The sequence below is a fragment of the Kordia sp. SMS9 genome (genome assembly GCF_003352465.1).
Lineage (GTDB): Bacteria > Bacteroidota > Bacteroidia > Flavobacteriales > Flavobacteriaceae > Kordia.
In genome coordinates this window covers 2,238,497-2,262,278 of record NZ_CP031153.1, presented here as the reverse complement: position 1 = coordinate 2,262,278, position 23,782 = coordinate 2,238,497, and the positions used below count along the sequence as shown (strand labels likewise).

Here is a 23,782-nt window from a genome sequence, read left to right as displayed (position 1 = left end):
TATCGTAGTTACAGATTTCTTACCGCAGCTTTGAATTGTTTTCCACGTTCTTCATAGTTTTCAAATAAATCAAAACTTGCACAGGCTGGCGATAACAATACATTGTTTCCTTTTTCAGCAATTTTGTGTGCTATTTTCACCGCTTCACTCATGGAAGTCGTTTCTACCATTAAATCGGTAACGCCACCAAACGATTCTATGATTTTAGAGTTGTCTACTCCTAAGCAAATGATCGCTTTTACTTTTTCGTGCACCAACGGCAGTAAATCTGAGTAATCGTTTCCTTTGTCAACACCTCCCACAATCCAAACGGTTTGCGTTGTCATACTTTCTAAAGCGTAATACGTAGCGTTGATATTCGTAGCTTTGGAATCGTTGATGTATTGTACATTTTGGATTTTCAATACTTTTTCCAAACGATGTTCGACACCTTGAAATCCTGACATACTTTCACGTATGGTTTGCTTCCGAATGTTTAATAGTTGTGCTACTGCAGATGCTGCCATTGCGTTTTTTACGTTGTGTTGTCCTTCTAGTGCTAGCGAGTCCGTCGGCATAGTAATTGTCTTATTTTGTATTGTTAGTATTATGTTTTTGTCTTGTATATATGCACCATTTTCTTGTTTGTTTTTGAGTGAAAATGGTATTAAAGTCGATTTTACTTTGTGCGTTTTCAATCCATTGACGATGACTTCATTGTCGGCGTCATAGATGAGATAATCTTCTTTTGTTTGGTTCATCGCTATTCTAAATTTGGAAGCGATGTAGTTTTCAAACTTATAGTCATATCGATCTAAATGATCGGGCGTAATGCTTGTGATGATGGCAATGTGTGGTTTAAAATCTACAATTCCATCGAGTTGAAAGCTGCTTAATTCCAACACATATTGATCATAGTTTTCTTCCGCCACTTGCTTGGCAAAACTTGCGCCCATATTTCCTGCCACTCCTACATTCAATCCGCCTTCTTTTAACACATGATGCGTTAACATCGTTGTGGTGGTTTTTCCGTTGCTTCCTGTGATTCCTATCATGGTTGCATTTGTGAACTGTACTGCAAATTCGATTTCCGAAATCACTGAAATTCCTCGTTCACGAAGCGATTTCACCAACGGAATCGCATCTGGAATGCCTGGACTTTTCATCACGATATTGGCATTGAAAATTTTTGCTTCTGTATGTTGCTTTTCTTCCCAATCTATTTCAAACTGATTCAGAACGTTTTTGTAATGCGCTTTGATGGCTGATTTGTCCGAAACAAATACTTCATATCCTTGCTGTTTTCCCAAGATGGCAGTTCCTACGCCGCTTTCTCCTGCGCCCAATATGACCAATCGTTGTTTTTGTTGCACTACTTTACTTTTTTAGTTGCTAGTTACTAGTTGTTGGTTGCTGGTTTTCTCACTCATAACTTTTAACTTATTTTTAGCTGTTGGCTGTTTGCCTTTGGCTTTTGATTTTTTGTTGAGTTGTCTTTGAACTATCTCAATACTCACTACTAACATCTCACTACTAACTTTATCTCAGCTTTAATGTTACTATTGTAAGAATTGCAAGTAAGATTCCGATAATCCAAAATCTGGTGACAATTTTACTTTCGTGATATCCTAGCTTTTGATAGTGATGATGTAATGGTGACATTTTGAATATCCGTCTTCCTTCTCCAAATTTCTTTCGTGTGTATTTAAAGTAACTTACTTGCATGATCACCGATAAGTTTTCCGCTACAAAAACCCCACAAAGGATTGGAATTAACCATTCTTTACGAATTGCAATTGCAATAACCGCAATGATTCCTCCAATGGTTAGGCTTCCTGTATCGCCCATAAATACTTGCGCTGGATAGGTGTTATACCAAAGAAATCCAATTAATGCTCCGACAAATGCAGCAATGTATATCGTGATTTCTCCCGCTCTTGGAATGTACATGACATTCAAGTATTCCGAGAAGATTAGGTTCCCCGAAATCCATGCAAATATTCCCAGAGTAAGTACAATGATGACCGAAGTTCCTGCAGCGAGTCCATCAATTCCGTCGGTTAGGTTTGCTCCATTTGAAACGCCTGTTACAATAACTATCGTAATAAGAATAAAAATCACCCAGGCATATTTTTCTAGATTAGGATTAATCCATGTAATTAAATCTGCATAATCGAACTCATTGTCTTTTACAAAAGGAATCGTGGTTTTCGTTGAACGTTTTTCTTCTCCAAATTTTTCCGCAGGCGCTGTATTACTTTGCAATATTTGTTGCTGCTTCACCACAGGCAATTCTTCTCTAATGGTTACATCTTGATGAAAGAACAACGTTGCACCTACTATAATTCCCAATCCTACTTGTCCTAATACTTTGAACTTTCCTTTGAGTCCTTTTTTATCGTTTTTAAATTTCTTAATGTAATCATCTATAAAACCAATAATTCCCATCCAAATGGTCGTTACTATAAGCAAGATGATGTAAATGTTTTCTAGTTTTGCAAAAAGTAATACCGGAACCAAGGTTGCCAAAATGATGATGACTCCTCCCATGGTTGGCGTTCCTGCTTTTTCTTTTTGCCCTGCCAATCCTAAATCGCGCACCGTTTCACCAATTTGTTTCGAGCGCAAATAATTGATAATTCTTTTTCCAAAAATCATAGAAATTAACAACGAAAAAATCACTGCCATTGCCGCTCTGAAACTCAGATAGCCAAACAGAGAAGCTCCAGGAAACTGGTATTGCTTTTCGAGATATTCAAATAAGTAGTATAACATGTGCTTTTTTAGGTGTTGTTGCTTTTTTTTTAAAACTGATTGTTTATTGACTTAAATCGTCTAGTATTTCTTTGGCTATTTTGTAATCGTCGAAATCGGTTCGTTTTCCCTTGACTTCTTGATAGGTTTCATGTCCTTTCCCTGCAATGAGAATGATATCGTTTTCACTTGCCATTTGACACGCTGTTTTTATGGCTTGCTTCCGATTGGTAATCGAAAGTGTTTTTTTATAGTTTTGCGGTTCTACACCTTTTTCAATGGCTTCAATGATGCTGATCGGATCTTCACTTCGCGGATTGTCGGACGTAAAGATTGCTTTGGTGCTTAGGCTTGACGCGATGTGTCCCATTTTCGGTCGCTTCGTCACATCACGATCGCCGCCACAACCCACAACCGTAATCAGTTGCTCGTTTCCTGTACGGATGTCGTTCACCGTTTCCAATACATTTTTTAATGCATCTGGCGTATGCGCATAATCTACTATGACTGTAATTTTATTTTTGGTGATGAAATATTCAAAGCGTCCACTTACGTTTTCCAGTTCACTGATCAATCGTAAGATTTCCATTTCTTCCAAGCCTAATAATTCCGCCGTAGCGTAAATAGACAATAAGTTATACGCGTTGAAACTTCCTATAAGCTTCGTCCAAACTTCGTTGTCGTTTATTTTTAGCAGTAATCCTGCCAAGCTGTTTTCCAATACTTGCGAACGATAATCAGCATAGGTTTTGAGTGCGTAGGTGTATTTTTTGGCTTGTGTGTTTTGCATCATTACTAAGCCATTTTTATCATCAATATTCACCAAACAGAATGCATCTTTCGGCAATTCGTCAAAGAATTTCTTTTTGACATCTCTGTATGCTGCAAACGTATCGTGATAGTCTAAATGATCATGTGATAGATTCGTAAAGATTCCACCTTGAAATTCCAATCCAGCCGTTCTTTTTTGGTGAATTCCGTGTGAAGAAACTTCCATAAAACAGTATTCCACACCTTCATGATTCATCTTTTCCAAATACCTGTTGATCGTTAACGAATCTGGGGTTGTATGTGTCGCTTTGTATTCGGTATCGTTTACCATAATTCGTACTGTGGATAACAATCCGACTTTATAGCCTGCTTTTTTAAAGAGTTGATATAATAAGGTGGCAACTGTCGTTTTTCCGTTGGTTCCTGTAACACCGATCAATTTTAAATTCCCAGAAGGATTTCCGTAAAAGTTAGCTGCCATAATTGCCAACGCGCTGCTTCCGTTGTCTACTTGGATATAGGTAACTCCATTAACAATTTTTTCTGGAATCATGTCGCAAATAATCGCGATTGCTCCAGATTTAATTGCGGAATCTATATAACTATGTCCATCAAATTCATATCCTTTGATGGCGATAAACACATCGTTCAATTGTACTTTTCGTGAATCAAAAACCAGTTCGCGCACAGCAATATTTGTATCGCCAGTCACTGCTTCGATATGTACTTTATATAATATGTCTTTTAGTATTTTCACGATAGTTCTAGTACAATTCGTTTTTCTGTTCCTATTTTTTTACCTGCTTCTAGCGATTGTTTGGTCACTTTTCCGTTTCCATTAATTTCTACACGCAGTCCTAAGTTTTCCAATAGCGGAATGGCGTCCATTGCTGGCATTCCTACTACGTTTGGCACGATGGTTTTGTATTTTATTGCTTTTTCTTGATACGCTTTGTAATGTTCTTCAACGATTTTATCTACTTGTGCAATGTTTTCTACTTCATCAAATATCGGCGTATCTCTATATATTTTATGTGCTATTTTTTTGAATACAGGTCCAGACACATCTGCGCCGTAGTAGCCAATTTTTTGATCTGGCTCATGAATGACTACTATGCATGAATATTTTGGATTTTCCACAGGGAAGAATCCTGAGAAGGTTGAAATGTATTCTCGCTCTTCTTTAACCGCATAGTTTTTTTGACAGGTTCCTGTTTTTCCTGCCATAGAAAAGTTTGGTGAATACAATCCGTTTCCTGTTCCGTGTTCTTTTTCTACCACGTTTTGCATCATCTTTGTAACTTTTTCAACAGTTTCTTTAGAACATATAGATGGATTGATAACTTCTTTATCAAACATTTTTTCACTCGTATACCAGTTTTCACGAACTGCTTTTACAAATCGCGGTCGCACCATTTCTCCATCATTTGCAATGGCGTTGTAGAATGTGAGCGTTTGTAATGGTGTAAGTAATACTCCATATCCGTACGCCATCCACTGTAAAGAAATTCCACTCCAATCTTTATCGTTCGGATGCGGAATTTTCGGCTTGCCTTCTCCTGTAATTGGCAGTCCCAATGGTTCGTGAAGATTCATATTGTACAATCTGTCCACAAATTTCTTTGGGTTTTTTCCGTAAAAATTATCAATGATTTTTACAACTCCGACATTCGAAGACACTTCAAATGCTTTGGAAGCTGTGATAGTTCCATATCCGCGTCGGTTGGAATCTTCTACAGTTTCGCCGTAAAATATGATGCGTCCATTTTCGGTATCCACCAAATAATCACTATCAATGACTTTGTCTTCCAACGCTGCTACGATTGCCATCAATTTGAATGTAGAACCTGGTTCGTGTGCTTCTCCAACCGCATAATTAAGTCGTTCCGTATAGTTTCCTTTGCTGTTTCTTCCTAAGTTTGAAATGGCTTTTATTTCTCCTGTTGCCACTTCCATCACCACCACACAACCGTGATCGGCTTTGTATTTTTCCAATTGTTCCAACAGGGCATGATGCGCAATGTCTTGAATGTTTACGTTTACGGTAGAGATGATATCAAAACCATCTTGCGGCTCTAGTTCGTTCCCGTTAGAAAGTGGTTTCCATTGTCCTTTGGCAATTTTTTGTTCCAAGCGACTTCCTTCTTTTCCACGCAAGTATTTCCCAAAAGCACCTTCTAAACCTACTTTTGTATAGTTTCCATTTTTGTCTTTGCGTTCGTGACCAACTGTACGACGTGCAATTTTTCCGATGGGATATTCGCGTACAGTTTTTACTTTATCAATAAATCCCCCTCTATTTGCGCCACGTTTGAAGATTGGAAATTGTCGGATGCGAATGTATTCTGCATAGCTTAAATTTTTAGCGATGGAGTAGAATTGTGCTTTGTTGGCACGCGCTTTGGTTAATCTGCTTTCGTGATGTGCAGATGAGTTGCCTACTAATTTTGCCAATGAATCTGCCAATGCTTTTACATTGTCGGTAAATACCGTTTTGTTGACGGTTTTTGTGTCAAAATAAATATCGTATTTAGATACAGACGTTGCGAGTAAGCTTCCGTCATCTGCATAAACATTGCCGCGACTTGGTTCAATGATCGCTTTGCGCAGCGTGTGTTCTTCCGCAAGAGTTTTGTACTTGTCACCTTCTACAAATTGCACATTGACCAACTTTACCACCACCGCAATCGCGAAGAGAAACATACCTCCTGCGATAAAATATAAACGGTTTAATATGTTTTTTTCGGTTACTGGCATTTGTTGTTTATTGTTGTGACGTTACTCTAATTTTTTTTGGCGGATTTTCTGATGGTGCCAATCCGCTTTTGGCAACTTTTTCTGTGATATACGATTCTAGTTTTAGTTGTTGCAAGGTCGTCCGCGTTTCTACAAATTCACTTTTCAGTTCTTTTACTTGATCGTTCAGCCTTGCAATTTTGTGTACTTTTTCATCTGCCCAATGCGAACTTGCAATCATAATCAACGCTAAAAAGGAAGCAAAAAGAATGAAGCGCCAATTTTTGATCGCATCATCTTTAATGAGAAACTTCCCTTTGAGTATGTCATATATACTTTGTTTCTTCATGTTTACAGACGTTCTGCTATTCTTAGTTTTGCGCTGCGCGCTCTGTTGTTTGTTTTTATTTCTTCTTGTGATGGAACAATTAATTTCCCCACTTTTTTAAAAGGCACTTCTACTCTACCATAAAAATCTTTTTCTGGTTCGCCTTCAAAGAGTCCATTTCGGATAAATCGTTTTACCAAACGATCTTCGAGTGAATGGTAACTGATCAAGCTTAATCGTCCGCCTTTTTCTAAAATTTCTTGCGTTTGCACTAGAAACTCCTTTAAGACTTCTATTTCTTGATTCACTTCAATGCGAATTGCCTGATAGATTTGCGCCAGCACTTTGTGTTCTCGGTGTTTTGGCAAAAATCGCTGCAAGGCTTCTCGCAAGGCTTCTGTTGTACGAATTGGTGCTTCCGCTCTTGCGGAAACGATCTGCGCAGCAATTGCTTTGGCATTTCGCACTTCACCATATAAAAACAGGATTGATCGCAGGTCATTTTCATCATATTCATTTACAACGTGATCCGCTGAAAGTTCACTTTCTTGATCCATGCGCATGTCTAAATCTGCTGTAAAGCGCAATGAAAAACCGCGTTCTGCCACGTCAAACTGATGTGATGACACGCCAAAATCACCCAGAATTCCATCTACTTTTCGCACTCCATAAAAGCGTAAGAACTTTTTAAGATGTCTAAAATTTTGATTGATCAGCGTAAATCGCGGATCGTCAATTGCATTGTCAAGCGCATCTTGATCTTGATCGAATGCATATAGTTTTCCATGTTCTCCTAAGCGATTCAAAATTTCTTTCGAATGTCCGCCTCCACCAAAAGTGACATCCACATAGACACCATCTTCTTTGATGTTGAGTCCGTCAACCGTTTCTTTCAGCAATACAGGATTATGATATTCCATCGCCGTCGTCATTTCCCATTACATCTTCAGCCAAATCTCCTATGTCAATATCGGTATCGTCTGTTGCTGCATTGTATTGATCTTTATCCCAAATTTCTATAATGTTGATTGCGGACGACAATACGATTTCTTTTTTGATGCCTGCAAAAACCACTAAGTCTTTCGGAATCAGCAATCTTCCTGCGGCGTCAATATCTACCATGCGAACACCTTTGTTAAATCTTCGAATGAAATCGACATTTTTCTTTTTAAAACGGTTCAATTTGTTTAGTTTTTGTGTCACGGAATCCCATTCGCTCATCGGATGCAATTCTAAACAGGAACCGAACAACCCTTCTTTGATGACAAAACCTTGTTCTAAAATTGGAGACAACTGCTTTTTTAAACCCGCAGGAACCAGCATTCGCCCTTTGGCGTCAACTTTACATTCGTATGTTCCGATTAGATTTATCACGTGAGAATTTGGTTTACCTATTATAAGATTCAAATATATTGAAAAAATTACCACATTTTACCACATTTTACCACTTTGTTGATAAGTTTTTCTGTTTTTTGGTCAAAAAACCCGTAATTACGGTAAAAATCAACGTGTTGAAAGTGGGTTTTTGAAAACACAGAACTACTTTTATTAGGTATTTTGATGATGTTTTGCTATTTTTTGAGACATTAAAAAAAAAGCGTTTTTATAATTCCGAAATGCCTATATTTGTCTCTTGTTAAAAAACTGACAACCATTAATGAAAGAAAGCTTTAAAAAGGAAGGGAAATTTAATTATCTCGAATTAGGAGAAGGTACACCGATCGTTATTTTGCATGGATTGATGGGTGGTTTGAGTAATTTTGAAGCCGTTACCGAGAATTTTTCAGCAAAAGGTTACAAGGTTTTAATTCCAGAATTACCTATTTACACAAAGCCACTTTTGAAGACAACCGTAAAGAATTTTGCGAAGTATGTCAAAGAGTTTATTTTACATAAAGAACTCGATAAAGTAATTTTACTCGGCAATTCACTTGGCGGACATATTGGCTTGTTAACTACAAAATTGTATCCTGAATTGGTCAAAGGTTTGGTGATTACAGGAAGTTCTGGCTTGTATGAAAGTGCCATGGGTGATGGATACCCAAAACGTGGCGATTATGAGTTTATTAAAAAGAAAAGCGAAGATGTTTTTTACGATCCAGCGGTTGCAACCAAAGAGATTGTAGATGAAGTGTTTGCTACAGTAAATGACCGTAGTAAGTTGGTAAAAACCTTGGCGATTGCAAAAAGTGCGATTCGTCATAATATGGGAAAAGATTTGCCAAAAATGAATGTTCCTACGGGAATTATTTGGGGAAAGAATGATACCGTAACACCTCCAAAAGTAGCAGAAGAGTTTCACGAATTGTTACCAGATTCTGACTTGTATTGGATTGATAAATGTGGGCACGCGCCTATGATGGAACATCCAGAGGAATTTAATACATGTCTGCAAGATTGGCTGACCAAGCGTAATTTTTAAACTGATTTTTTATGAAGATTAAATCTGCCGAATTCGTAATGAGCAATTCGGACGTTGCCAAATGTCCAAAAAACCCAATTCCAGAGTATGCGTTTATTGGTCGCTCGAATGTTGGAAAATCTTCATTGATCAATATGTTGACGCAGCGTAAAAGTTTGGCAAAGACTTCGGGAAGACCTGGAAAAACACAATTGATCAATCATTTTAAGATTAATGACGAGTGGTTTTTGGTCGATTTACCTGGTTATGGATACGCACGTGTTTCTAAAAGCTCGAAGAAAGTTTTTCAAAAGTTTATTACCGAATATTTTAGAAAACGCACCCAATTGGTTTGTGGATTTGTGTTGGTGGATATTCGTCACGATCCGCAAAATATAGATTTGGAATTTATGCAATGGTTGGGCGAAAATCAGATTCCGTTTTGCATTATTTTCACCAAAGCTGATAAGTTGCGCCCGTCGCAGATTGACACACACGTTGAGAAGTACAAAGCTAAGTTATTGGAAGATGTTTGGGAAGAAGTACCACAGTATTTTGTGACATCCTCTTCGAAAGCGATTGGTCGTGAGGAAGTCTTGGATTTCATCGGACAAATCAATCAGGATTTGAAAAATTCGTAGTCTTTGCTTTGGATTCTATCAATTCAATCAACTCCGTTGTTGTTTCTATTTTTTTCTATGGTTTCTTTCGAAATCCATTCTGTTACTTTTTGATCATTTTTCAATAGAATGATTGGATAGCGAAACTTTTCTTGAGAAAATTGCTGTTCAAATTCGTCGCTGTGTAAAAATTCTAGCGAAAGCGAAGTATTCTTTTTAAATTCCTTCCATAAATCATTTTCCGAAAAAGTATCATGCGTCATCGCACATAAGTTACATGGATAGCTTTTCGGACTGATGATTTTGTGCGCTATATCAAGTATACCATTGAGTTTCCCTGACTTTGCGTTGTAGATACATAAGATGTTCATTAGTTATTTGTTATTTGTTGATTCGTCCATTTGAAACTTCTGAATGCTTATTACTAACTTCTCAATACTTCATAATAAGTCGTAAAAAACAGCACTTCCTTTTCAGCCTTCTCAGAATTTTATACTTTTAGGAGACCAAAATTACAACCATGCAAGCAACTACGATTGACGAAGTGATTTCGTTTTTAGACCAAATTATTCAAGAAACTAAAGAAAAACCTAGTACAATGGGCTATTTCGCGGCTTTGTATCATAAAGTAACTTGCAAAGTGAAAGAAGGTATTGCGAATGATTTTTTTGATGACAATCCGCGTATGGAAAGGTTGGATGTTATTTTTGCGAATCGTTATTTACAAGCGTATTCAGAATTTAAAAGCGGCGCAAAACCAACGGAATCATGGCAAATTGCCTTTGAAAAAGCAGATAGTTATTGGTTGCTAGTGTTGCAACATTTATTATTAGGAATGAACGCACATATCAATTTGGATTTAGGAATCGCTGCTGCGGAAGTGATGAAAGGAAAAGACATTAACGATTTGGAAGATGATTTTAATAAGATTAATGTCATTTTGAGTGAATTGGTCAACGATGTGCAAAAAGAATTGTCATTGATATGGACGTTTTTAGCTAAAATCATTAAAGTCACAGAAAAGTTTGATATGATTCTGATTGATTTCAGCATGAAACTTGCCAGAGATGGCGCTTGGAAATACGCAAAATTACTCGCGAGTTCGCCAGAAACCGATTGGTCACAACTGATTCAAGAACGCGATGCAAAAGTGGTTAAAAAAGCTAATATTGTTATCAATCCTGGGTTTTTGATTCGCTTCTTGTTTAAGATTATTAGAATCGAAGAAACAGGGAATATTAGATCGAGAATTGAGATTTTGGAGAAAGATTGAATTTCGACTCCGCTCAATTGACTTTTCTTGATTCGACTCCGCTCAATTGACTATCCTTGTTTCGACTGCGCTCAATTGACTTTTCTTGATTCGACTTCGCTCAATTGTTTTTTCTCAATTTGACTTTGCTCAATTGACTTTTCTCAATTCAACGTTCTTCAAATACAGTATTCTATTTCTTTACAATCTCTAATTTCTCCGCAAAGTAATCACAGAAATCCAGCATGGTTGCGCTCATTTTTTCGTCGTTGGTTGCACGTTGAAATGTGCGTGCCATCGACACTAAGGTTTGGTGATAAAACACTTTCATTTCGTCCACAGGCATGTCTTTCGTCCACAAGTCGATTCGTAAACTTTCTTGCGCTTTATGATCCCAAACAGATAACATTACTGCTTTGGAATCTTCATTTTCGATACCACCATCTTTTGCGGTCCAATTGATAGCTTCTGGAACATTATTTTCATCAACGGTCACTGCAATTTTTATTTCGGACGTCATTTTTTTCGCCATTATTTCTTTGGTTTGTACTTTGAATTGTTAAATATTTCTTTGGAAGATTTCCCCAAAAGATTTTGCAAAGATACATCATTATTTTCCATATATGCTTTCACAATACGATATCCTATAAAGCGACCAATTCCACCTGGAGATTCGTTGTCTAAGGCTAAATAAAATTTGGAGAATGGCGCTACATTCAAAAAACGCGCCTCTAATTTTTGATCCGTGCTATACAACAAATCTTTTTCAATAAAGTGCGTCCAAATTTGCGTTTCATTTACTGATGCCCAATTTGCTTGCTGTTTTGTATATCCAAATTGCATTGCTGTACTTACTTTTGGCACTAATAATGACGTAATATATTGTATTTTTCCATAGTAAATCATTTTCCCTAAAAAAGAACGTTCCCGTAAAGGCGGCACTTGAGTAAAGGCAAACTCTGTAGCAATATCCACAGGAATCATTTCTTTTTCAAAATTATGCGAAATGTATTGCTGAATACCTTCATAAAATGGATGATCTGCTCCTAAATATATATTGAGTGCAATTAGAATTTTATCTTTAAGCAGAATGACTTTTTTGCGATAATCTTCAGAAGTTACCGTAAATACTTTTGGCGTCTTGTATTCGGGAAAGTAAAACGCTATATGTTGCAAGACGGACTTCATATTGCGATGTACAGATGCAAAGTCTGAAAAAACAGCATCAATCTCTGTTTTCAATTCTTTTTGTAAAGGATCATTCATGGTGTAAATCCATGTAGAATCAGGAACATTGCTTGGAAAAAATAACGGATATGCTTTTTTTAGTTTTGGCAAGTCGGATGGTGTTGCATCTAAAAAAACTTGATCAAAACGAACGACATTTACATCTAACGGAATTGCCGCAATTTCTTTTTCAAGCGAATTTTCTTTGGCACATCCAATGACCAATAATACACACAGATACACTAGCTTTTTTATCATAATTTTTATATCACTCGATAAAGTAACGCAACTTCTACCTATAAATTTTATTACGCAACTGTCTTTGACTGCAAAGTTACTTTTTTTATCTTGTAAAAAAATTGAAAAATATGCAAACTGACAAGGTTATAGACCATATTGTAGCATGGTTAAAAGAGTACGCTACCAACGCAAGAGTGAATGGATTTGTTGTAGGAGTTTCGGGTGGAATTGACTCGGCAGTAACGTCTTCTTTATGTGCGAAAACAGGATTGCCAACATTATGTATTGAAATGCCAATTCATCAAGCAAAAAGTCACGTGACGCGTGCGCAGGAACATATCAAACAATTGAAAGAACGTTTTGACAATGTCACGGATACGCGTGTAGATTTGACGCCCGTTTTTGAAGAGTTTAAAACAGAAGTTTCTTTGGAAGGCGCTCAAGCAACCGTTGACATGGCACTAGCAAACACCAGAGCGCGTTTACGTATGACTACATTGTATTATCACGCTGGTTTACTAGGAAGATTGGTGGCAGGAACTGGAAATAAAGTAGAAGATTTTGGCGTAGGTTTTTATACTAAATATGGTGATGGCGGTGTAGATTTAAGTCCAATTGCTGACTTAATGAAAAGCGAAGTATATCAATTAGGAGACGCTTTAAAAGTGCCAGAATCTATTATGAAAGCAGCGCCATCTGATGGTTTGTTTGGCGATGCCCGAAGCGATGAAGACCAGATTGGCGCGAACTACGACGAGTTAGAGTGGGCAATGCGTATGGACGATGCAGGAAAAACAATCGAAGACTTTACTGGAAGACAACAAGAAGTGTTCAAAATTTACAAAAGATATAATACTGCGAACCAACATAAAATGATTCCAATTCCAGTCTGCTCAATACCGCAAAATCTTACATAAAAAATCACCTTTTTTAATAGTTTTTATAAAAATTTGTTTAAATTTGTCACTACAGACCCCCTAAACCTGAAATAAAAATTGATCCGTTTTTATGTTTGCATGACATATCCATGAACGAAACTTTCTTTATCTGATGGTCTGATTTAATAATAACTTTAAAAACTAAATTATGGTTAAAGTATTAATTGCAGACAATCATCCCATTGTTCGAAAAGGAATTAAATCTTTGTTCAAGAACTCTACTGAGATTGATGTATTAGGAAAAGCTGCTACAACTTCTGAATTGTTTGACTTTATTAGTCAAGAAACAGTAGATGTTGTTTTACTTGAGATGGACATCCCTGAGGTCAATGGAATTACTGCTTTAAGAAGACTTAAAAAAGACTTCGCCGACGTGAAAGTAATTATGTTTAGCTCACACTCAGAAGATGTTTACGCTGTAAGCACATTGAGAGCTGGAGCTTCTGGTTACTTATCAAAATCCGTAGCTACAAATGTGATTAAAGAAGCTATTATGAAAGTTGTAAATGGAGGCATTTACATTAGTAATGAGTTAGCGCAACGATTAGCATTTGATGAAAGCACAAACAAACCCCGCAGATTCTTCAGACGTTTGTCTACAAGAGAAGTAGAAGTGTTAAAACTTTTAGCTTCTGGTAAACGTAACAAACATGTTGCTGAAGAGCTAAATCTGAACGAAAAAACTGTGAGCACGTACAAAGCTCGCCTAATGCGTAAGCTGAATGTAGACAACTTAGTTGATTTACTACAACAAGCGAAAGCATTGGAATTACTGTAATTGCATTTTATGTAAAGATTTCCCTTTACTACAGTAAAAATTTTGATGATGATATGTATATTTTATGATGTGCATATCATCATTTTTTTTATCTCGACTACGCTCGATAGCCTTTTTATTCTTTTTGATAGTATTTAGTATTGAGTATTGAGATATTAGTATTGAGTTTTTTTGTACTTATACCAATTTACACATAAAATGGTATTATTTGAAACGTCTTTGCGATCTCCAACTTGATTGGAGAGTGGTAATCTGTGACTCCAAAGAACAATCATGTGATACAATAAACAGACTGCCACTTCGTAAACTTCTCTAGTGACGTTTTTTACCTCAAGAATAATTAGTAAGAGTTTTCAAATGTGCATTCACTAGAGTCGATACTATTAATGTATGCTATTTTTCACAAGCACATCTCGATACAATTTTTCTTCATTTTATTTCAAAAAATCACTCGATGGGACGTTTGGAAGTTAACGAGTTTGATATAAAAATCATATTCGTTAAGAGAAGTAGTTTTTTACAACACTCTTTTTAATTGTTCAGACAATGATTTTTTTAACATATTGTAATTTATGATATCTTCCAATACGTTTTGCGCTTCTTCTATTTTAGTATCTGGAGAAAGACTCAACTTAAGTTCTTCTATTTTAAGATTGATCAAGAAACAACGCAAGGTCAAGATGGTTTCGCTTGTTAATTGTGCAATGGTTTCTTCTTTGGGTTTTACGAAAATGTTTTGCGCTTCCCAATTGTGCAATTCGTAGCGTTCTTCGCGCATGAGAATATCTGTGACTTCACTCGCTACTTCCGGTTCTATTTCATTGACAAACGTATCCAATTCTAAAGTGCCTGTTTCATTGAGTTTTTCAATAGCTCTATAATATATTTTTTGAAATTTTTCATTTGCCAGATCAATTTCGTCTTGCTGTAAATCTAAGTAGAGCTTTTGAAACACTTTGGCATCAAACAATTCGCGCTCCATTTTGAGTTCGCCGTCTTCGTCTTCTTTTAAAATCAAGTCTTCAAATGTAGCATCCATGTTTCCGTAGAGTAGTAATATTTCAATGATTTTTCGCTCTAAAACATATTGTTGATCGACACTTTCTGCCTTTTTTTCGGTTTTGATGACATCAAACGCCTTTTTTTCTTGCTTGATTTTTTTGTTGGCTTCCTTGACGTTTTTGTTTTGCAATTGCGCCAAAGTGGCAAACAACACTTCTTCCGAAATGTCCATGATACGAGACGTTTCACGCAAGTATAATTCCTGTTTGATGCGATCGGATACTCTGGAAATACTCGACATCATGTCATTGATGACTTCTGCCTTTTTGATGGGATCATTTTTGGCAACTTCCATCAATAAAGAAGCTTTGTAACTGATAAAATCTTTTACATTGTTTTCAAAGTACGCCAACACATCTTCCAACGCATTGTTTTTGGTAAAACTATCTGGATCTTCTCCTTCTGGAAAGGTACACACGCGCACGTTCATTCCTTGTTCCAAAATTAAATCAACTCCACGAAGCGATGCCCGAATTCCTGCCGCATCTCCGTCATAGAGAATGGTAATATTTTTCGTTAAACGGTTGATCAAACGGATTTGTTCCGCCGTTAAGGCAGTTCCCGAAGAGGAAACCACATTGTGAATTCCCGCTTGATGCATTTGAATGACATCCGTGTAGCCTTCTACCAAATAACAGTTATCTTCTTTGGCAATTGCCTGTTTTGCATAGTATAAACCGTAGAGAACTTTACTTTTATGATAGATATCACTTTCGGGTGAATTGAGATATTTGGCTGCTTTTTTATCGTTTGTTAAAATTCGTCCACCAAAACCCAATACGCGTCCGCTCATGCTGTGAATGGGAAACATGACACGTCCTTTGAAACGATCAAAACGTTTTTCACCTTTAACAATTGTGACACCTGTTTTTTCTAAATACGTAAGATTGTAGCCTTCTTTTAATGCTGCATCTGTAAACGCGCTCCATTCGTCCAACGCATATCCCAAACCAAATTTTTTGATGGTTTCCATGGAAAAACCACGTTCTTTAAAATAGGTAAGTCCGATGGCTTTTCCTTGCGGTGAATCCCACAATATTTCTTGATGATATTTTTTGGCGTATTCTGACACCAAATACATACTTTCTTTTTCGTTGGCTAAGGCTTTTTCTTCGTCCGTACGTTCCGTTTCTTCTATTTCAATTCCGTATTTATTCGCCAAATACCGAATCGCTTCTGGATAGGTAAAATGCTCGTGTTCCATAAGAAATGCTACCACATTTCCGCCTTTTCCCGAACTAAAATCTTTCCAAATTTGTTTTACGGGCGACACCATAAACGACGGTGTTCGTTCGTCTGAGAATGGACTTAATCCTTTGAAGTTACTTCCCGATTTTTTGAGTTGTACAAAATCGCCAATTACTTCTTCTACGCGAGAAGTATCAAATACAGCATCTATGGTTGATTTTGAAATCAATGGTTTCGGGATTTTTAGGAATGAACTTCAAAAGTACTAAGTTTCCGCTAATATTGACTAAAAAAAGAGATACTTTGGTCAGTATCTCTTTTTTCGCTAATCCCCTGTACTAAACTTATTTTTTCTGTTCATAATTAAATAACGGTTTTGTGGCATTCGTTTTTTTGACAAAAACTACATAATCATACATCAGAGCAGGATTGACTTCGTAATAATCTTTTTCATCATTCATACCGTAGCCAAAGAGTTTTAGTTTTTGCTTTGGCAATTGTGCACAGCTTTTTTGTATGTTTTGATTGATGTGAAAATAATACGCTTCCGAAGTGTTTTGCCCTAATTTTTCTTCAAAGGTATTTGCGGGCGGCGTTGGATAGTTAGCCTCATAAAGCTGATCGCCATAATCGTGATCGTCATTGATGAGTCGCTTTTTTATATGTGAATAGCTTCCGCTAAAACTACTCATGGCAATTGCTACGTATTCATTAGGAAATTCTTGTTTTAGATTTCTGCCCATCAAGCCAATTTCGTTGTCAATGATTACTTCTTTGGAAATATGCGCATTGTGCGCCCAAACGATAATTTTAGCCTTCGGATCTTTTGCAAAAAATGCTACACGTTCTGCCATAACAATGTCGCGCGTTATTATTTTTCCCGTGTAAATCATTTCATAATTGATATAGGAATTCTTTGCATTGAGTAGTAATTCGTCCAAATACTTGGAGGAACTGTTTTCTTTTTTGATTTCCTTTTCAAGTTGAAGAATTAAACGGTAGACTTCTCTATAATATCCGTAATTGTCAATTTTTACAGGTTTTTTATCAGGATATTTTACATAAAAGTCACTTGCCTCTACTGTTACACGTTCATGAAATTCTTTTAAAATATTGGTCATTTCGGGTGTTATGTTCGATTTCAATTCAATAGAAATCATTTCGGGCAATAGTTCACGATACGAATCGTCACAACCTTTAAATACAATGGGCGTATGTGTTTGATTGTACGTTTGTAACCATTGTAAAAAGTTTTTCATACTTTCCGTTTGATAGATGGAAAAAAGATGTGTTTTTATGAGTGAATCTATCGGTTGTGTTTGCAAGTTTTGCGATAAAGCTTCCAAATCTTCATACGGATTTTCCAAGATAACCAAGTTGAATCCTTTTTCTTGAATAAGTTTTTTGGTGATTGCCGCACGGAGTTCATAAAATTCTTTGGTTCCGTGTGTATCTTCACCCAAAGCCACAATGCGCTTGTCTCCTATTTGCGCTACAAGTGCATCAAGTGAAGCGTCTAACGTTTCTGGAGTATCGAAATGTAGCAGTGTTTTAGTCTTGTTGATTTCTTGTGACAAACTTTGTCCATTCGCGCAAAGCGAGAAACAAATTGCAATGAGTATGGTTGCTATTTTCATGTGTGTGTTTTTTAGTAGTGAGTTGTGAGCTGTTAGTATTGAGACGAGTTTAAAGACTATTTTCGTTTTAGAGAATATGATCTAATTCCCGATAACCTTTTAATAGCAAAGTACTTCTCGATACAAAATCTTTTCAAGATTTTACTCGAAGTGACGTGTTGTCTTTTTTAGTAGTGAGTAGTGAGCTGTTAGTATTGAGACGAGTTTAAAGACTATTTTCGTTTTAGAGAATATGATCTAATTCCCGATAACCTTTTAATAGCAAAGTACTTCTCGATACAAAATCTTTTCAAGATTTTACTCGAAGTGACGTGTTGGTTTTTTTTAGTAGTGAGTAGTGAGATGTTAGTATTGAGAGCATATATCTCACTTCTCAATACTAACAGCTAATGTCTAACATCTAGTTTCCAATTTAAAACACATCCAAGCGCACACCAAGCGAAATGTTGCGTTGTTCCGCGTTTGGACTTTTGAAGATTGGTGACAAATCGTATTTACAATACAAGCTCATACTATCCCAACCAATATATGCACCTAATCCGTAAACAAAATTATTGGTATTGAAATTTCTTCGAATCTCTTGGTCTACTCTGTCGCCATTTTCAGAATATCGCAATTTTTGTTTTACCGCTAAGTTGACTCCAACATAACCGCCAATTCCAAATTTGAATTTTGAGTTGGTATAGTAACGTACAAAACGCTTGTTTTCTACTTTCCGTGAAGGTCCAAATTCAAAATACAACGGCACAGTTAAATTGGTCACTCGAATTTTGGAGCGATTCAAATCGTTTGGAAATTGTTCTAAAGTTGTTAATCCGTTATTATTGTCTACAAAGTAGCGATTTCCTGTAGGTTTTAAGCTGTTGTATTGCAGCGTTAATCCGTAGCAAAAACGCACAAAGTTGTGATTTTTGGCAACACGCGTACTCCACAAAATTCCAAATTCAAAGAAGCGTGAACCTGCCATTCTATACTCTGAGTCACTGAGCGATACACCTTCTTGAATTGCATTATTGAAACCAAAAGCAAATATAATATCTGATTTTGTACGGCGATCGTAACGAATAGAACGTTTTTTAATAATACGTGAATCAAAAATTTCGCCTAAACGAATAAACGTTCCGTCTTCCTGAACGTAATAATCTGTCAACAATTCTCGCTTTACTTTTGCCATACGATATTCAATATTGGCTGCGGATAACATGGCTGCTTTCTTTTTACGTTCTTCCGCTTCTTTAGTGGTAATGTTGCCTAATTCAAGATCTCTATTAATTTTTTGCACTTCTAGTTTTAGAGATTCTTTTTCGTCCAAAGTAATCACACGCAATTGTCTTTCGAGATACTTTTTTTCTGCTTCTTTTTTGAGTGCGATAGAATCTTTAGTTGTGCTTGGAATGCTATCTTTTTGTTGTGCATTTACCGTAAAATGTAGGCATAAGAATGCCAGGCATACATAGAGTGTACTTGTTTTCATGTTCGTTTTTTTACTATTAATTGATGATTTTTTTCTGTGTTCGCTAGGAACTTTATCGGTCGATATCGGCGGTTCGTGTTCGTTTTACATTTCGTTTCACAAGCTCAAATACACGTTGCTTGAATGATTTGTCGAGTTCATATTCTACTTCGTTCAACAATTCGTCTGCGGTAGCAAAATTTGTATTATTCACTTTTTCTTTAGTAACTTCTAAATATTTGAGTGATTCTCGCGCTTCTTTCAGCAACAAATCAATTTCTGCATTGGTTACCGTTCTTTTTTCTTCTTTTAATAAGGCTACAATAGAAGCTTTTAAATCGTCGTTTGTGGTGATAATGACTTCTTTTTCTTCAATAACGGTTTCTATTTTTTGTGGTATTATTTTTTCTTGAATCACCACCGCATTTTTAATTTCCTTTTGTAGTTCAGTAGTGAATTCTGCTGTAGCTTTTGGAACTATTTCTTTTTCGTCGGCATCTTTAGAAGTATTTGTTTCCACTACAACTTCTGTATCTTTAACAATGACTTCTTGTATTTTTTCTTTTGTTGGAATGACAATGTCTTGAGAATTCTCTTTGGTTTTCGTGATGATGGGTTTCGTAGTATTCTCTTGATTTGCAATCTCATCAGTATTGGTAGTTTCTTCAGATTGTACCATCATAAAAACCAACCAACTGACTAGCAATGCCAAACATGCAGCGTACGGAATGTAGATTTTTTTACTACGTTTCTTGCGATCATTCGCATCTAATTGTCCTGCGAGCTTTTCCCATGAATGTTCAGATACTTCAATCGTACGCTCTTCTAATATGTTTTTGATTTCATGCGATTTCATTAGCTCTGTTTTTTTTTGATCGTAATTGTGTTTGAAGCGTCTTTTTTGCTTTGAATAGTTGCGTTTTGGACGTGCTTACTGAAATATTGAGCATTTCGGCAATTTCTTGATGTTTGTAGCCTTCTATTTCATATAAATTGAATACAATTTTATATCCTTTTGGCAACGCGTCTATCGCTTTTTGAATTTCCTCCACACCTGCATTTACATTGACTTCACATTCGGTGATTTCGGTATAGTTTTCAATTTCGTCAACCGCAACTAGTAATTTTCTTTTCCGGAGAAACGAAATGGATTCTCGAATCATGATTCTCCGAATCCAACCTTCAAAACTTCCTTTGTTTTTATAGGTTTTTAGTTGTGTAAATACTTTGAAAAACCCGGAAAGCATTACTTCTTCTGCATCGTGAAGGTTAGCAATGTAATATCTACAAACACTCAACATTTTTGGCGCGTGTTGTGCATACAGTACTTGCTGCGCTTTTCGGTCGTTGCGCTTTGCTCGCTTAATGAGTTGTCCTTCTTGTAGATGTAATTGTATAACTTTCACTCGATAATCGAGATTTAAATGTTCCGACGCTTACGCCGAAATGTTTTAATTGATTCTTCTTAATGTCTCGTGAGCTTGCGCCAAGATCGTTGACTTTACAAGCTGCTTTCTATTGACATAGACGCAATTTTTATGCAAATGGTTGTCTGAGAATGAAAAAAAATTATTTTTTTCTATCAATTACGTAGTTGACCATCAATTCTAAAGAGTCTTTATAAATGGATTTTGGGTAGGTTTCAAGCAGCACGAGCGCTTTTTCTTGATAGCTTTTCATTTGTTTGACCGCATATTCCAATCCGCCAGTTTTTTTTACAAAAGCAATGACTTCTTTGACTCTTTTTTTGTCCTTATTGTGATTTTTTATCGAATTGATTGCCCACTTTTTCTCTTCTTTCGTGCAATGATTTAGTGCATAAATGAGTGGAAGTGTCATTTTTTGCTCTTTGATATCAATTCCTGTGGGTTTCCCAATTTGCGTTTGTCCGTAATCGAATAAATCGTCTTTAATCTGAAACGCCATTCCGATATATTCACCAAACAATCGCATGCGTTCTACTTCTTCTTCCGGAGCATTTACAGATTGTGCACCCATGGCACAACACGCTGCAATTAAGGTGGCTGTTTTTTGGCGAATGATCTCGTAGTAGATTTCTTCTGTGATATCTAATCGGCGTGCTTTTTCAATTTGAAGCAATTCTCCTTCACTCATTTCGCGAACTGCCACAGAGATGATTCTCAATAAATCAAAATCACCATTATCAATCGATAATAATAATCCTTTCGACAGTAAAAAATCGCCTACTAAGACCGCAATTTTATTTTTCCATAAAGCATTGATAGAGAAAAAACCTCTTCTACGGTTGGAATCATCGACTACATCATCGTGTACTAAGGTTGCCGTGTGAATCAATTCAATAACAGAAGCACCGCGATAAGTGCGTTCATTGACAATTCCGTCAGAAGTCATTTTAGAGACTAAAAAAACAAACATTGGACGCATTTGCTTTCCTTTTCTATTGACAATATAGTGTGTAATTCGGTTGAGTAGTGCGACTTTTGAAGACATTGAGGAGTAAAACTTCTTTTCAAAAAGCTCCATTTCCTTGACAATCGGTTGTTTTATCTGCGCGACTACTTTCATGTATTTGCAAAGATATTAACTAATTCTATGATTTATGTCCTTTTTAACAAGATTCAAACACTTCTGAGTGCAATTCGTCGTTTTATTTTCGTTGTCGGAAATAGCTAATATAGTAAGTTCCATGGATTTCCTTTGATACTGCTAGTTTTAACAATGACAAATTCATTTTAGAGAGTATCAAATTTTAGCCTTTCTTTTTTATCAAATCTTTAAAAATGTTAACGTTTATGAGAAAAAATCGTGTTACATGCTTCTATGTGATATTTTTTTATAACTTGAACATTATTAACATATAAAGCCTCGCTTATGAGAAAAATTACTTTTTTATTTTTTAGTTTCTTGATCTTTACCTATACAGGAATTGCTCAAGACACCTGTGCAACAGCACAAGCAATTACAGCTGGTACGTATAACGTTCTTGCTGTAAACGGAACTGAAGGCACTACAACCATTTGTTCAGGAGGAACCACTACCGCCGCCGCCGCCGAATGGTATACATACACTCCAACAGCCTCAGGATCTGCAACAGTATCTTCTAATATTTTACCGGCTAATTTGAACGGAGACACCCGATTACAAATTTATGAAGGAACTTGTGGAGCATTGGTTTGTCTTTCTGGAAGTGACGATGTAGATTACCCAGGCGGAAACTATTTATCAGAAGCTACATTTAATACTGTTGCAAACACAACGTATTATATTGTTTGGGATAACAGATGGAGTTCTTTTGGTTTTGAATTTACACTTACCGAAGCTGCTGCAGTATGTCTAGATCCTTCTGGATTTGTGGGCAATGCTGCTACTTCAACTACTTTTGATTTAGGTTGGACCGATACAAATACGGGGACACCAACTTGGGAAATAGAATGGGGAGCAGATGGCTTTACTCAAGGAACAGGAACATTGGTTTCTAATATTATGACACCAAACTATGTATTTATGGGCTTAACGCCGAATACGAATTATGACTTTTTTATTCGTGCCAATTGTGGAGGCTCTAACGGAGACAGCGCTTGGGTTGGTCCTATTGGATTCAGATCGCTAAGAGATTGTACAGGTTCAGCAACATATCCATTTTCGGAAAATTTTGCAGACGGAACTGTCCTAGATTGTTGGGCACTTGAAGATGCTGACATGATCAGTCCAGTATGGTCCTACAACACCGATATTAACGACTTAGATGGTGATGGAGCAAATGACAGCTTTATGGTTGTTTTTCCACAAGCAGCTACCGAAGTAGCAAAAGATGATTGGTTATTTTCTCAAAGAATGGACATGACTACCATCAATACGTACGGTATACAAGTGATTTATAATGCATTTGATCTTAATTCAGCTGCTGATGAAAGTTTTGAATTATACATTACAGATAGTCAGTCGTCTACTGCCACCTACCAATCCTTGTTAGGAACGTATACAAACATTACACAATCTGGAGCTTTTGGAGATACTATGGGTAATGATTTAATTACACAAGCATATAGTGTTACAGAAACTTTTAGTCCACCTTCAGATGGTACCTATTATGTAGCTGTTCGTGCAACCACAACAAATTCTCCTAATCTATTAATGCTTTTAGGTTTAGGCGTTACAGAAACATTGGGAGTAGAAGAGTTTGATGCAGATAACTTTAAACACTTCATTAATTATGAAACGGAAGTTATGACAATGCAAGCTACCGAACCTATGTCTAATTTTGTATTATACAATACAATTGGACAACAGATCTTAAATTCTGAATTGAATTCAAGAACGCATGAAGTATCTTTAAATACTGTAGATGCTGGCGTATATTTTGCTAAGGTTAGCATTAACAATAAAACAAAGACATTTAAAATACTTGTAAAGTAAAAATATCTTTTAGAAACAAA

Annotated in this window: 22 protein-coding genes; 6 read left to right on the top strand and 16 right to left on the bottom strand. The window is 36.4% G+C overall.

Going from position 1 to position 23,782, the window contains the following annotated elements:
* Window positions 1-8 precede the first annotated feature (8 nt).
* The 7 genes from murD to mraZ form a co-directional block, all read right to left on the bottom strand.
* On the bottom strand, window positions 9-1,352 hold the full coding sequence (gene murD, locus KORDIASMS9_RS09835; RefSeq protein WP_114902681.1) for a UDP-N-acetylmuramoyl-L-alanine--D-glutamate ligase: 1,344 nt from the start codon (window positions 1,350-1,352) through the stop codon (window positions 9-11).
* 166 nt (window positions 1,353-1,518) lie between these two features.
* Entirely contained in the window at window positions 1,519-2,754 is a 1,236-nt protein-coding gene (gene mraY / locus KORDIASMS9_RS09830; protein WP_114902680.1) for a phospho-N-acetylmuramoyl-pentapeptide-transferase, read from the bottom strand.
* A 43-nt stretch (window positions 2,755-2,797) separates the two neighbouring features.
* Complete coding sequence (locus KORDIASMS9_RS09825) at window positions 2,798-4,261, bottom strand: UDP-N-acetylmuramoyl-L-alanyl-D-glutamate--2,6-diaminopimelate ligase (RefSeq protein ID WP_114902679.1); 1,464 nt, start codon at window positions 4,259-4,261, stop codon at window positions 2,798-2,800.
* On the bottom strand, window positions 4,258-6,261 hold the full coding sequence (locus tag KORDIASMS9_RS09820; protein WP_114902678.1) for a penicillin-binding protein: 2,004 nt from the start codon (window positions 6,259-6,261) through the stop codon (window positions 4,258-4,260). The genes KORDIASMS9_RS09825 and KORDIASMS9_RS09820 overlap by 4 nt, the downstream gene beginning before the upstream one ends.
* Window positions 6,262-6,268: 7 nt before the next feature.
* The gene (locus tag KORDIASMS9_RS09815; RefSeq protein ID WP_114902677.1) at window positions 6,269-6,589 is read right to left on the bottom strand and encodes an FtsL-like putative cell division protein; all 321 of its coding nucleotides are present in this window, start codon (window positions 6,587-6,589) and stop codon (window positions 6,269-6,271) included.
* 2 nt (window positions 6,590-6,591) lie between these two features.
* Complete coding sequence (rsmH, locus tag KORDIASMS9_RS09810) at window positions 6,592-7,488, bottom strand: 16S rRNA (cytosine(1402)-N(4))-methyltransferase RsmH (RefSeq protein ID WP_114902676.1); 897 nt, start codon at window positions 7,486-7,488, stop codon at window positions 6,592-6,594.
* Complete coding sequence (gene mraZ / locus KORDIASMS9_RS09805) at window positions 7,475-7,942, bottom strand: division/cell wall cluster transcriptional repressor MraZ (RefSeq protein WP_114902675.1); 468 nt, start codon at window positions 7,940-7,942, stop codon at window positions 7,475-7,477. The genes rsmH and mraZ overlap by 14 nt, the downstream gene beginning before the upstream one ends.
* A 283-nt stretch (window positions 7,943-8,225) precedes the next feature.
* Here mraZ and KORDIASMS9_RS09800 point away from each other — a divergent pair, with 283 nt between their 5' ends.
* Together KORDIASMS9_RS09800 and yihA are read left to right on the top strand one after the other, a co-directional pair.
* The gene (locus tag KORDIASMS9_RS09800) at window positions 8,226-8,990 is read left to right on the top strand and encodes an alpha/beta fold hydrolase (protein WP_114902674.1); all 765 of its coding nucleotides are present in this window, start codon (window positions 8,226-8,228) and stop codon (window positions 8,988-8,990) included.
* A gap of 11 nt (window positions 8,991-9,001) precedes the next feature.
* Complete coding sequence (gene yihA / locus KORDIASMS9_RS09795) at window positions 9,002-9,610, top strand: ribosome biogenesis GTP-binding protein YihA/YsxC (protein WP_114902673.1); 609 nt, start codon at window positions 9,002-9,004, stop codon at window positions 9,608-9,610.
* A 23-nt stretch (window positions 9,611-9,633) separates the two neighbouring features.
* On the opposite strand, the gene KORDIASMS9_RS09790 is transcribed toward yihA, so the two are convergent.
* The gene (locus KORDIASMS9_RS09790) at window positions 9,634-9,960 is read right to left on the bottom strand and encodes a GTPase (protein ID WP_114902672.1); all 327 of its coding nucleotides are present in this window, start codon (window positions 9,958-9,960) and stop codon (window positions 9,634-9,636) included.
* 149 nt (window positions 9,961-10,109) lie between these two features.
* Here KORDIASMS9_RS09790 and KORDIASMS9_RS09785 point away from each other — a divergent pair, with 149 nt between their 5' ends.
* Window positions 10,110-10,862: a DUF5995 family protein gene (locus tag KORDIASMS9_RS09785; protein ID WP_114902671.1), complete on the top strand. Its 753-nt coding sequence runs from the start codon at window positions 10,110-10,112 to the stop codon at window positions 10,860-10,862.
* 172 nt (window positions 10,863-11,034) lie between these two features.
* On the opposite strand, the gene gldC is transcribed toward KORDIASMS9_RS09785, so the two are convergent.
* Both gldC and gldB read right to left on the bottom strand, forming a co-directional pair.
* Complete coding sequence (gene gldC / locus KORDIASMS9_RS09780; RefSeq protein WP_114902670.1) at window positions 11,035-11,373, bottom strand: gliding motility protein GldC; 339 nt, start codon at window positions 11,371-11,373, stop codon at window positions 11,035-11,037.
* Entirely contained in the window at window positions 11,373-12,326 is a 954-nt protein-coding gene (gene gldB, locus KORDIASMS9_RS09775; RefSeq protein WP_240321164.1) for a gliding motility lipoprotein GldB, read from the bottom strand. The genes gldC and gldB overlap by 1 nt, the downstream gene beginning before the upstream one ends.
* Window positions 12,327-12,436: 110 nt before the next feature.
* Between gldB and nadE the strand changes: the two genes are divergently transcribed.
* Together nadE and KORDIASMS9_RS09765 are read left to right on the top strand one after the other, a co-directional pair.
* Entirely contained in the window at window positions 12,437-13,225 is a 789-nt protein-coding gene (nadE, locus tag KORDIASMS9_RS09770; RefSeq protein ID WP_114902669.1) for an NAD(+) synthase, read from the top strand.
* A 169-nt stretch (window positions 13,226-13,394) separates the two neighbouring features.
* A complete protein-coding gene (locus KORDIASMS9_RS09765; protein ID WP_114902668.1) occupies window positions 13,395-14,024 on the top strand; it encodes a response regulator transcription factor in 630 nt (209 codons plus the stop codon).
* 517 nt (window positions 14,025-14,541) lie between these two features.
* Here the strand turns inward: KORDIASMS9_RS09765 and dnaG are convergent.
* The 6 genes from dnaG to KORDIASMS9_RS09735 form a co-directional block, all read right to left on the bottom strand.
* Window positions 14,542-16,503 (bottom strand): DNA primase, encoded by a 1,962-nt coding sequence (gene dnaG / locus KORDIASMS9_RS09760; RefSeq protein ID WP_114902667.1) that lies wholly within the window; start codon window positions 16,501-16,503, stop codon window positions 14,542-14,544.
* A gap of 115 nt (window positions 16,504-16,618) precedes the next feature.
* Window positions 16,619-17,911 carry an erythromycin esterase family protein gene (locus tag KORDIASMS9_RS09755; protein ID WP_114902666.1) on the bottom strand — a complete coding sequence of 431 codons (1,293 nt, stop codon included), beginning with the start codon at window positions 17,909-17,911 and terminating at the stop codon, window positions 16,619-16,621.
* Between the two features lie 412 nt (window positions 17,912-18,323).
* Window positions 18,324-19,385 (bottom strand): hypothetical protein, encoded by a 1,062-nt coding sequence (locus KORDIASMS9_RS09750; protein ID WP_114902665.1) that lies wholly within the window; start codon window positions 19,383-19,385, stop codon window positions 18,324-18,326.
* 52 nt (window positions 19,386-19,437) lie between these two features.
* Window positions 19,438-20,220 carry a hypothetical protein gene (locus tag KORDIASMS9_RS09745; protein WP_114902664.1) on the bottom strand — a complete coding sequence of 261 codons (783 nt, stop codon included), beginning with the start codon at window positions 20,218-20,220 and terminating at the stop codon, window positions 19,438-19,440.
* A complete protein-coding gene (locus KORDIASMS9_RS09740; RefSeq protein WP_114902663.1) occupies window positions 20,207-20,770 on the bottom strand; it encodes an RNA polymerase sigma factor in 564 nt (187 codons plus the stop codon). Before KORDIASMS9_RS09740 ends, KORDIASMS9_RS09745 begins: the two co-directional genes overlap by 14 nt.
* 163 nt (window positions 20,771-20,933) lie before the next feature.
* Window positions 20,934-21,911: a polyprenyl synthetase family protein gene (locus KORDIASMS9_RS09735; RefSeq protein WP_114902662.1), complete on the bottom strand. Its 978-nt coding sequence runs from the start codon at window positions 21,909-21,911 to the stop codon at window positions 20,934-20,936.
* 306 nt (window positions 21,912-22,217) lie between these two features.
* Between KORDIASMS9_RS09735 and KORDIASMS9_RS09730 the strand changes: the two genes are divergently transcribed.
* Complete coding sequence (locus KORDIASMS9_RS09730) at window positions 22,218-23,762, top strand: T9SS type A sorting domain-containing protein (protein ID WP_114902661.1); 1,545 nt, start codon at window positions 22,218-22,220, stop codon at window positions 23,760-23,762.
* Window positions 23,763-23,782: the final 20 nt, after the last annotated feature.

Bases quoted from the DNA above. Each gene is read 5' to 3' on its own strand.
- mraY (WP_114902680.1), bottom strand. From the start codon at position 2,754: ATGTTATACTACTTATTTGAATATCTCGAAAAGCAATACCAGTTTCCT.
- KORDIASMS9_RS09820 (WP_114902678.1), bottom strand. From the start codon at position 6,261: ATGCCAGTAACCGAAAAAAACATATTAAACCGTTTATATTTTATCGCA.
- KORDIASMS9_RS09815 (WP_114902677.1), bottom strand. From the start codon at position 6,589: ATGAAGAAACAAAGTATATATGACATACTCAAAGGGAAGTTTCTCATT.
- rsmH (WP_114902676.1), bottom strand. From the start codon at position 7,488: ATGGAATATCATAATCCTGTATTGCTGAAAGAAACGGTTGACGGACTC.
- KORDIASMS9_RS09800 (WP_114902674.1), top strand. From the start codon at position 8,226: ATGAAAGAAAGCTTTAAAAAGGAAGGGAAATTTAATTATCTCGAATTA.
- yihA (WP_114902673.1), top strand. From the start codon at position 9,002: ATGAAGATTAAATCTGCCGAATTCGTAATGAGCAATTCGGACGTTGCC.
- KORDIASMS9_RS09790 (WP_114902672.1), bottom strand. From the start codon at position 9,960: ATGAACATCTTATGTATCTACAACGCAAAGTCAGGGAAACTCAATGGT.
- KORDIASMS9_RS09785 (WP_114902671.1), top strand. From the start codon at position 10,110: ATGCAAGCAACTACGATTGACGAAGTGATTTCGTTTTTAGACCAAATT.
- gldC (WP_114902670.1), bottom strand. From the start codon at position 11,373: ATGGCGAAAAAAATGACGTCCGAAATAAAAATTGCAGTGACCGTTGAT.
- gldB (WP_240321164.1), bottom strand. From the start codon at position 12,326: ATGATAAAAAAGCTAGTGTATCTGTGTGTATTATTGGTCATTGGATGT.
- nadE (WP_114902669.1), top strand. From the start codon at position 12,437: ATGCAAACTGACAAGGTTATAGACCATATTGTAGCATGGTTAAAAGAG.
- KORDIASMS9_RS09765 (WP_114902668.1), top strand. From the start codon at position 13,395: ATGGTTAAAGTATTAATTGCAGACAATCATCCCATTGTTCGAAAAGGA.
- KORDIASMS9_RS09755 (WP_114902666.1), bottom strand. From the start codon at position 17,911: ATGAAAATAGCAACCATACTCATTGCAATTTGTTTCTCGCTTTGCGCG.
- KORDIASMS9_RS09750 (WP_114902665.1), bottom strand. From the start codon at position 19,385: ATGAAAACAAGTACACTCTATGTATGCCTGGCATTCTTATGCCTACAT.
- KORDIASMS9_RS09745 (WP_114902664.1), bottom strand. From the start codon at position 20,220: ATGAAATCGCATGAAATCAAAAACATATTAGAAGAGCGTACGATTGAA.
- KORDIASMS9_RS09735 (WP_114902662.1), bottom strand. From the start codon at position 21,911: ATGAAAGTAGTCGCGCAGATAAAACAACCGATTGTCAAGGAAATGGAG.
- KORDIASMS9_RS09730 (WP_114902661.1), top strand. From the start codon at position 22,218: ATGAGAAAAATTACTTTTTTATTTTTTAGTTTCTTGATCTTTACCTAT.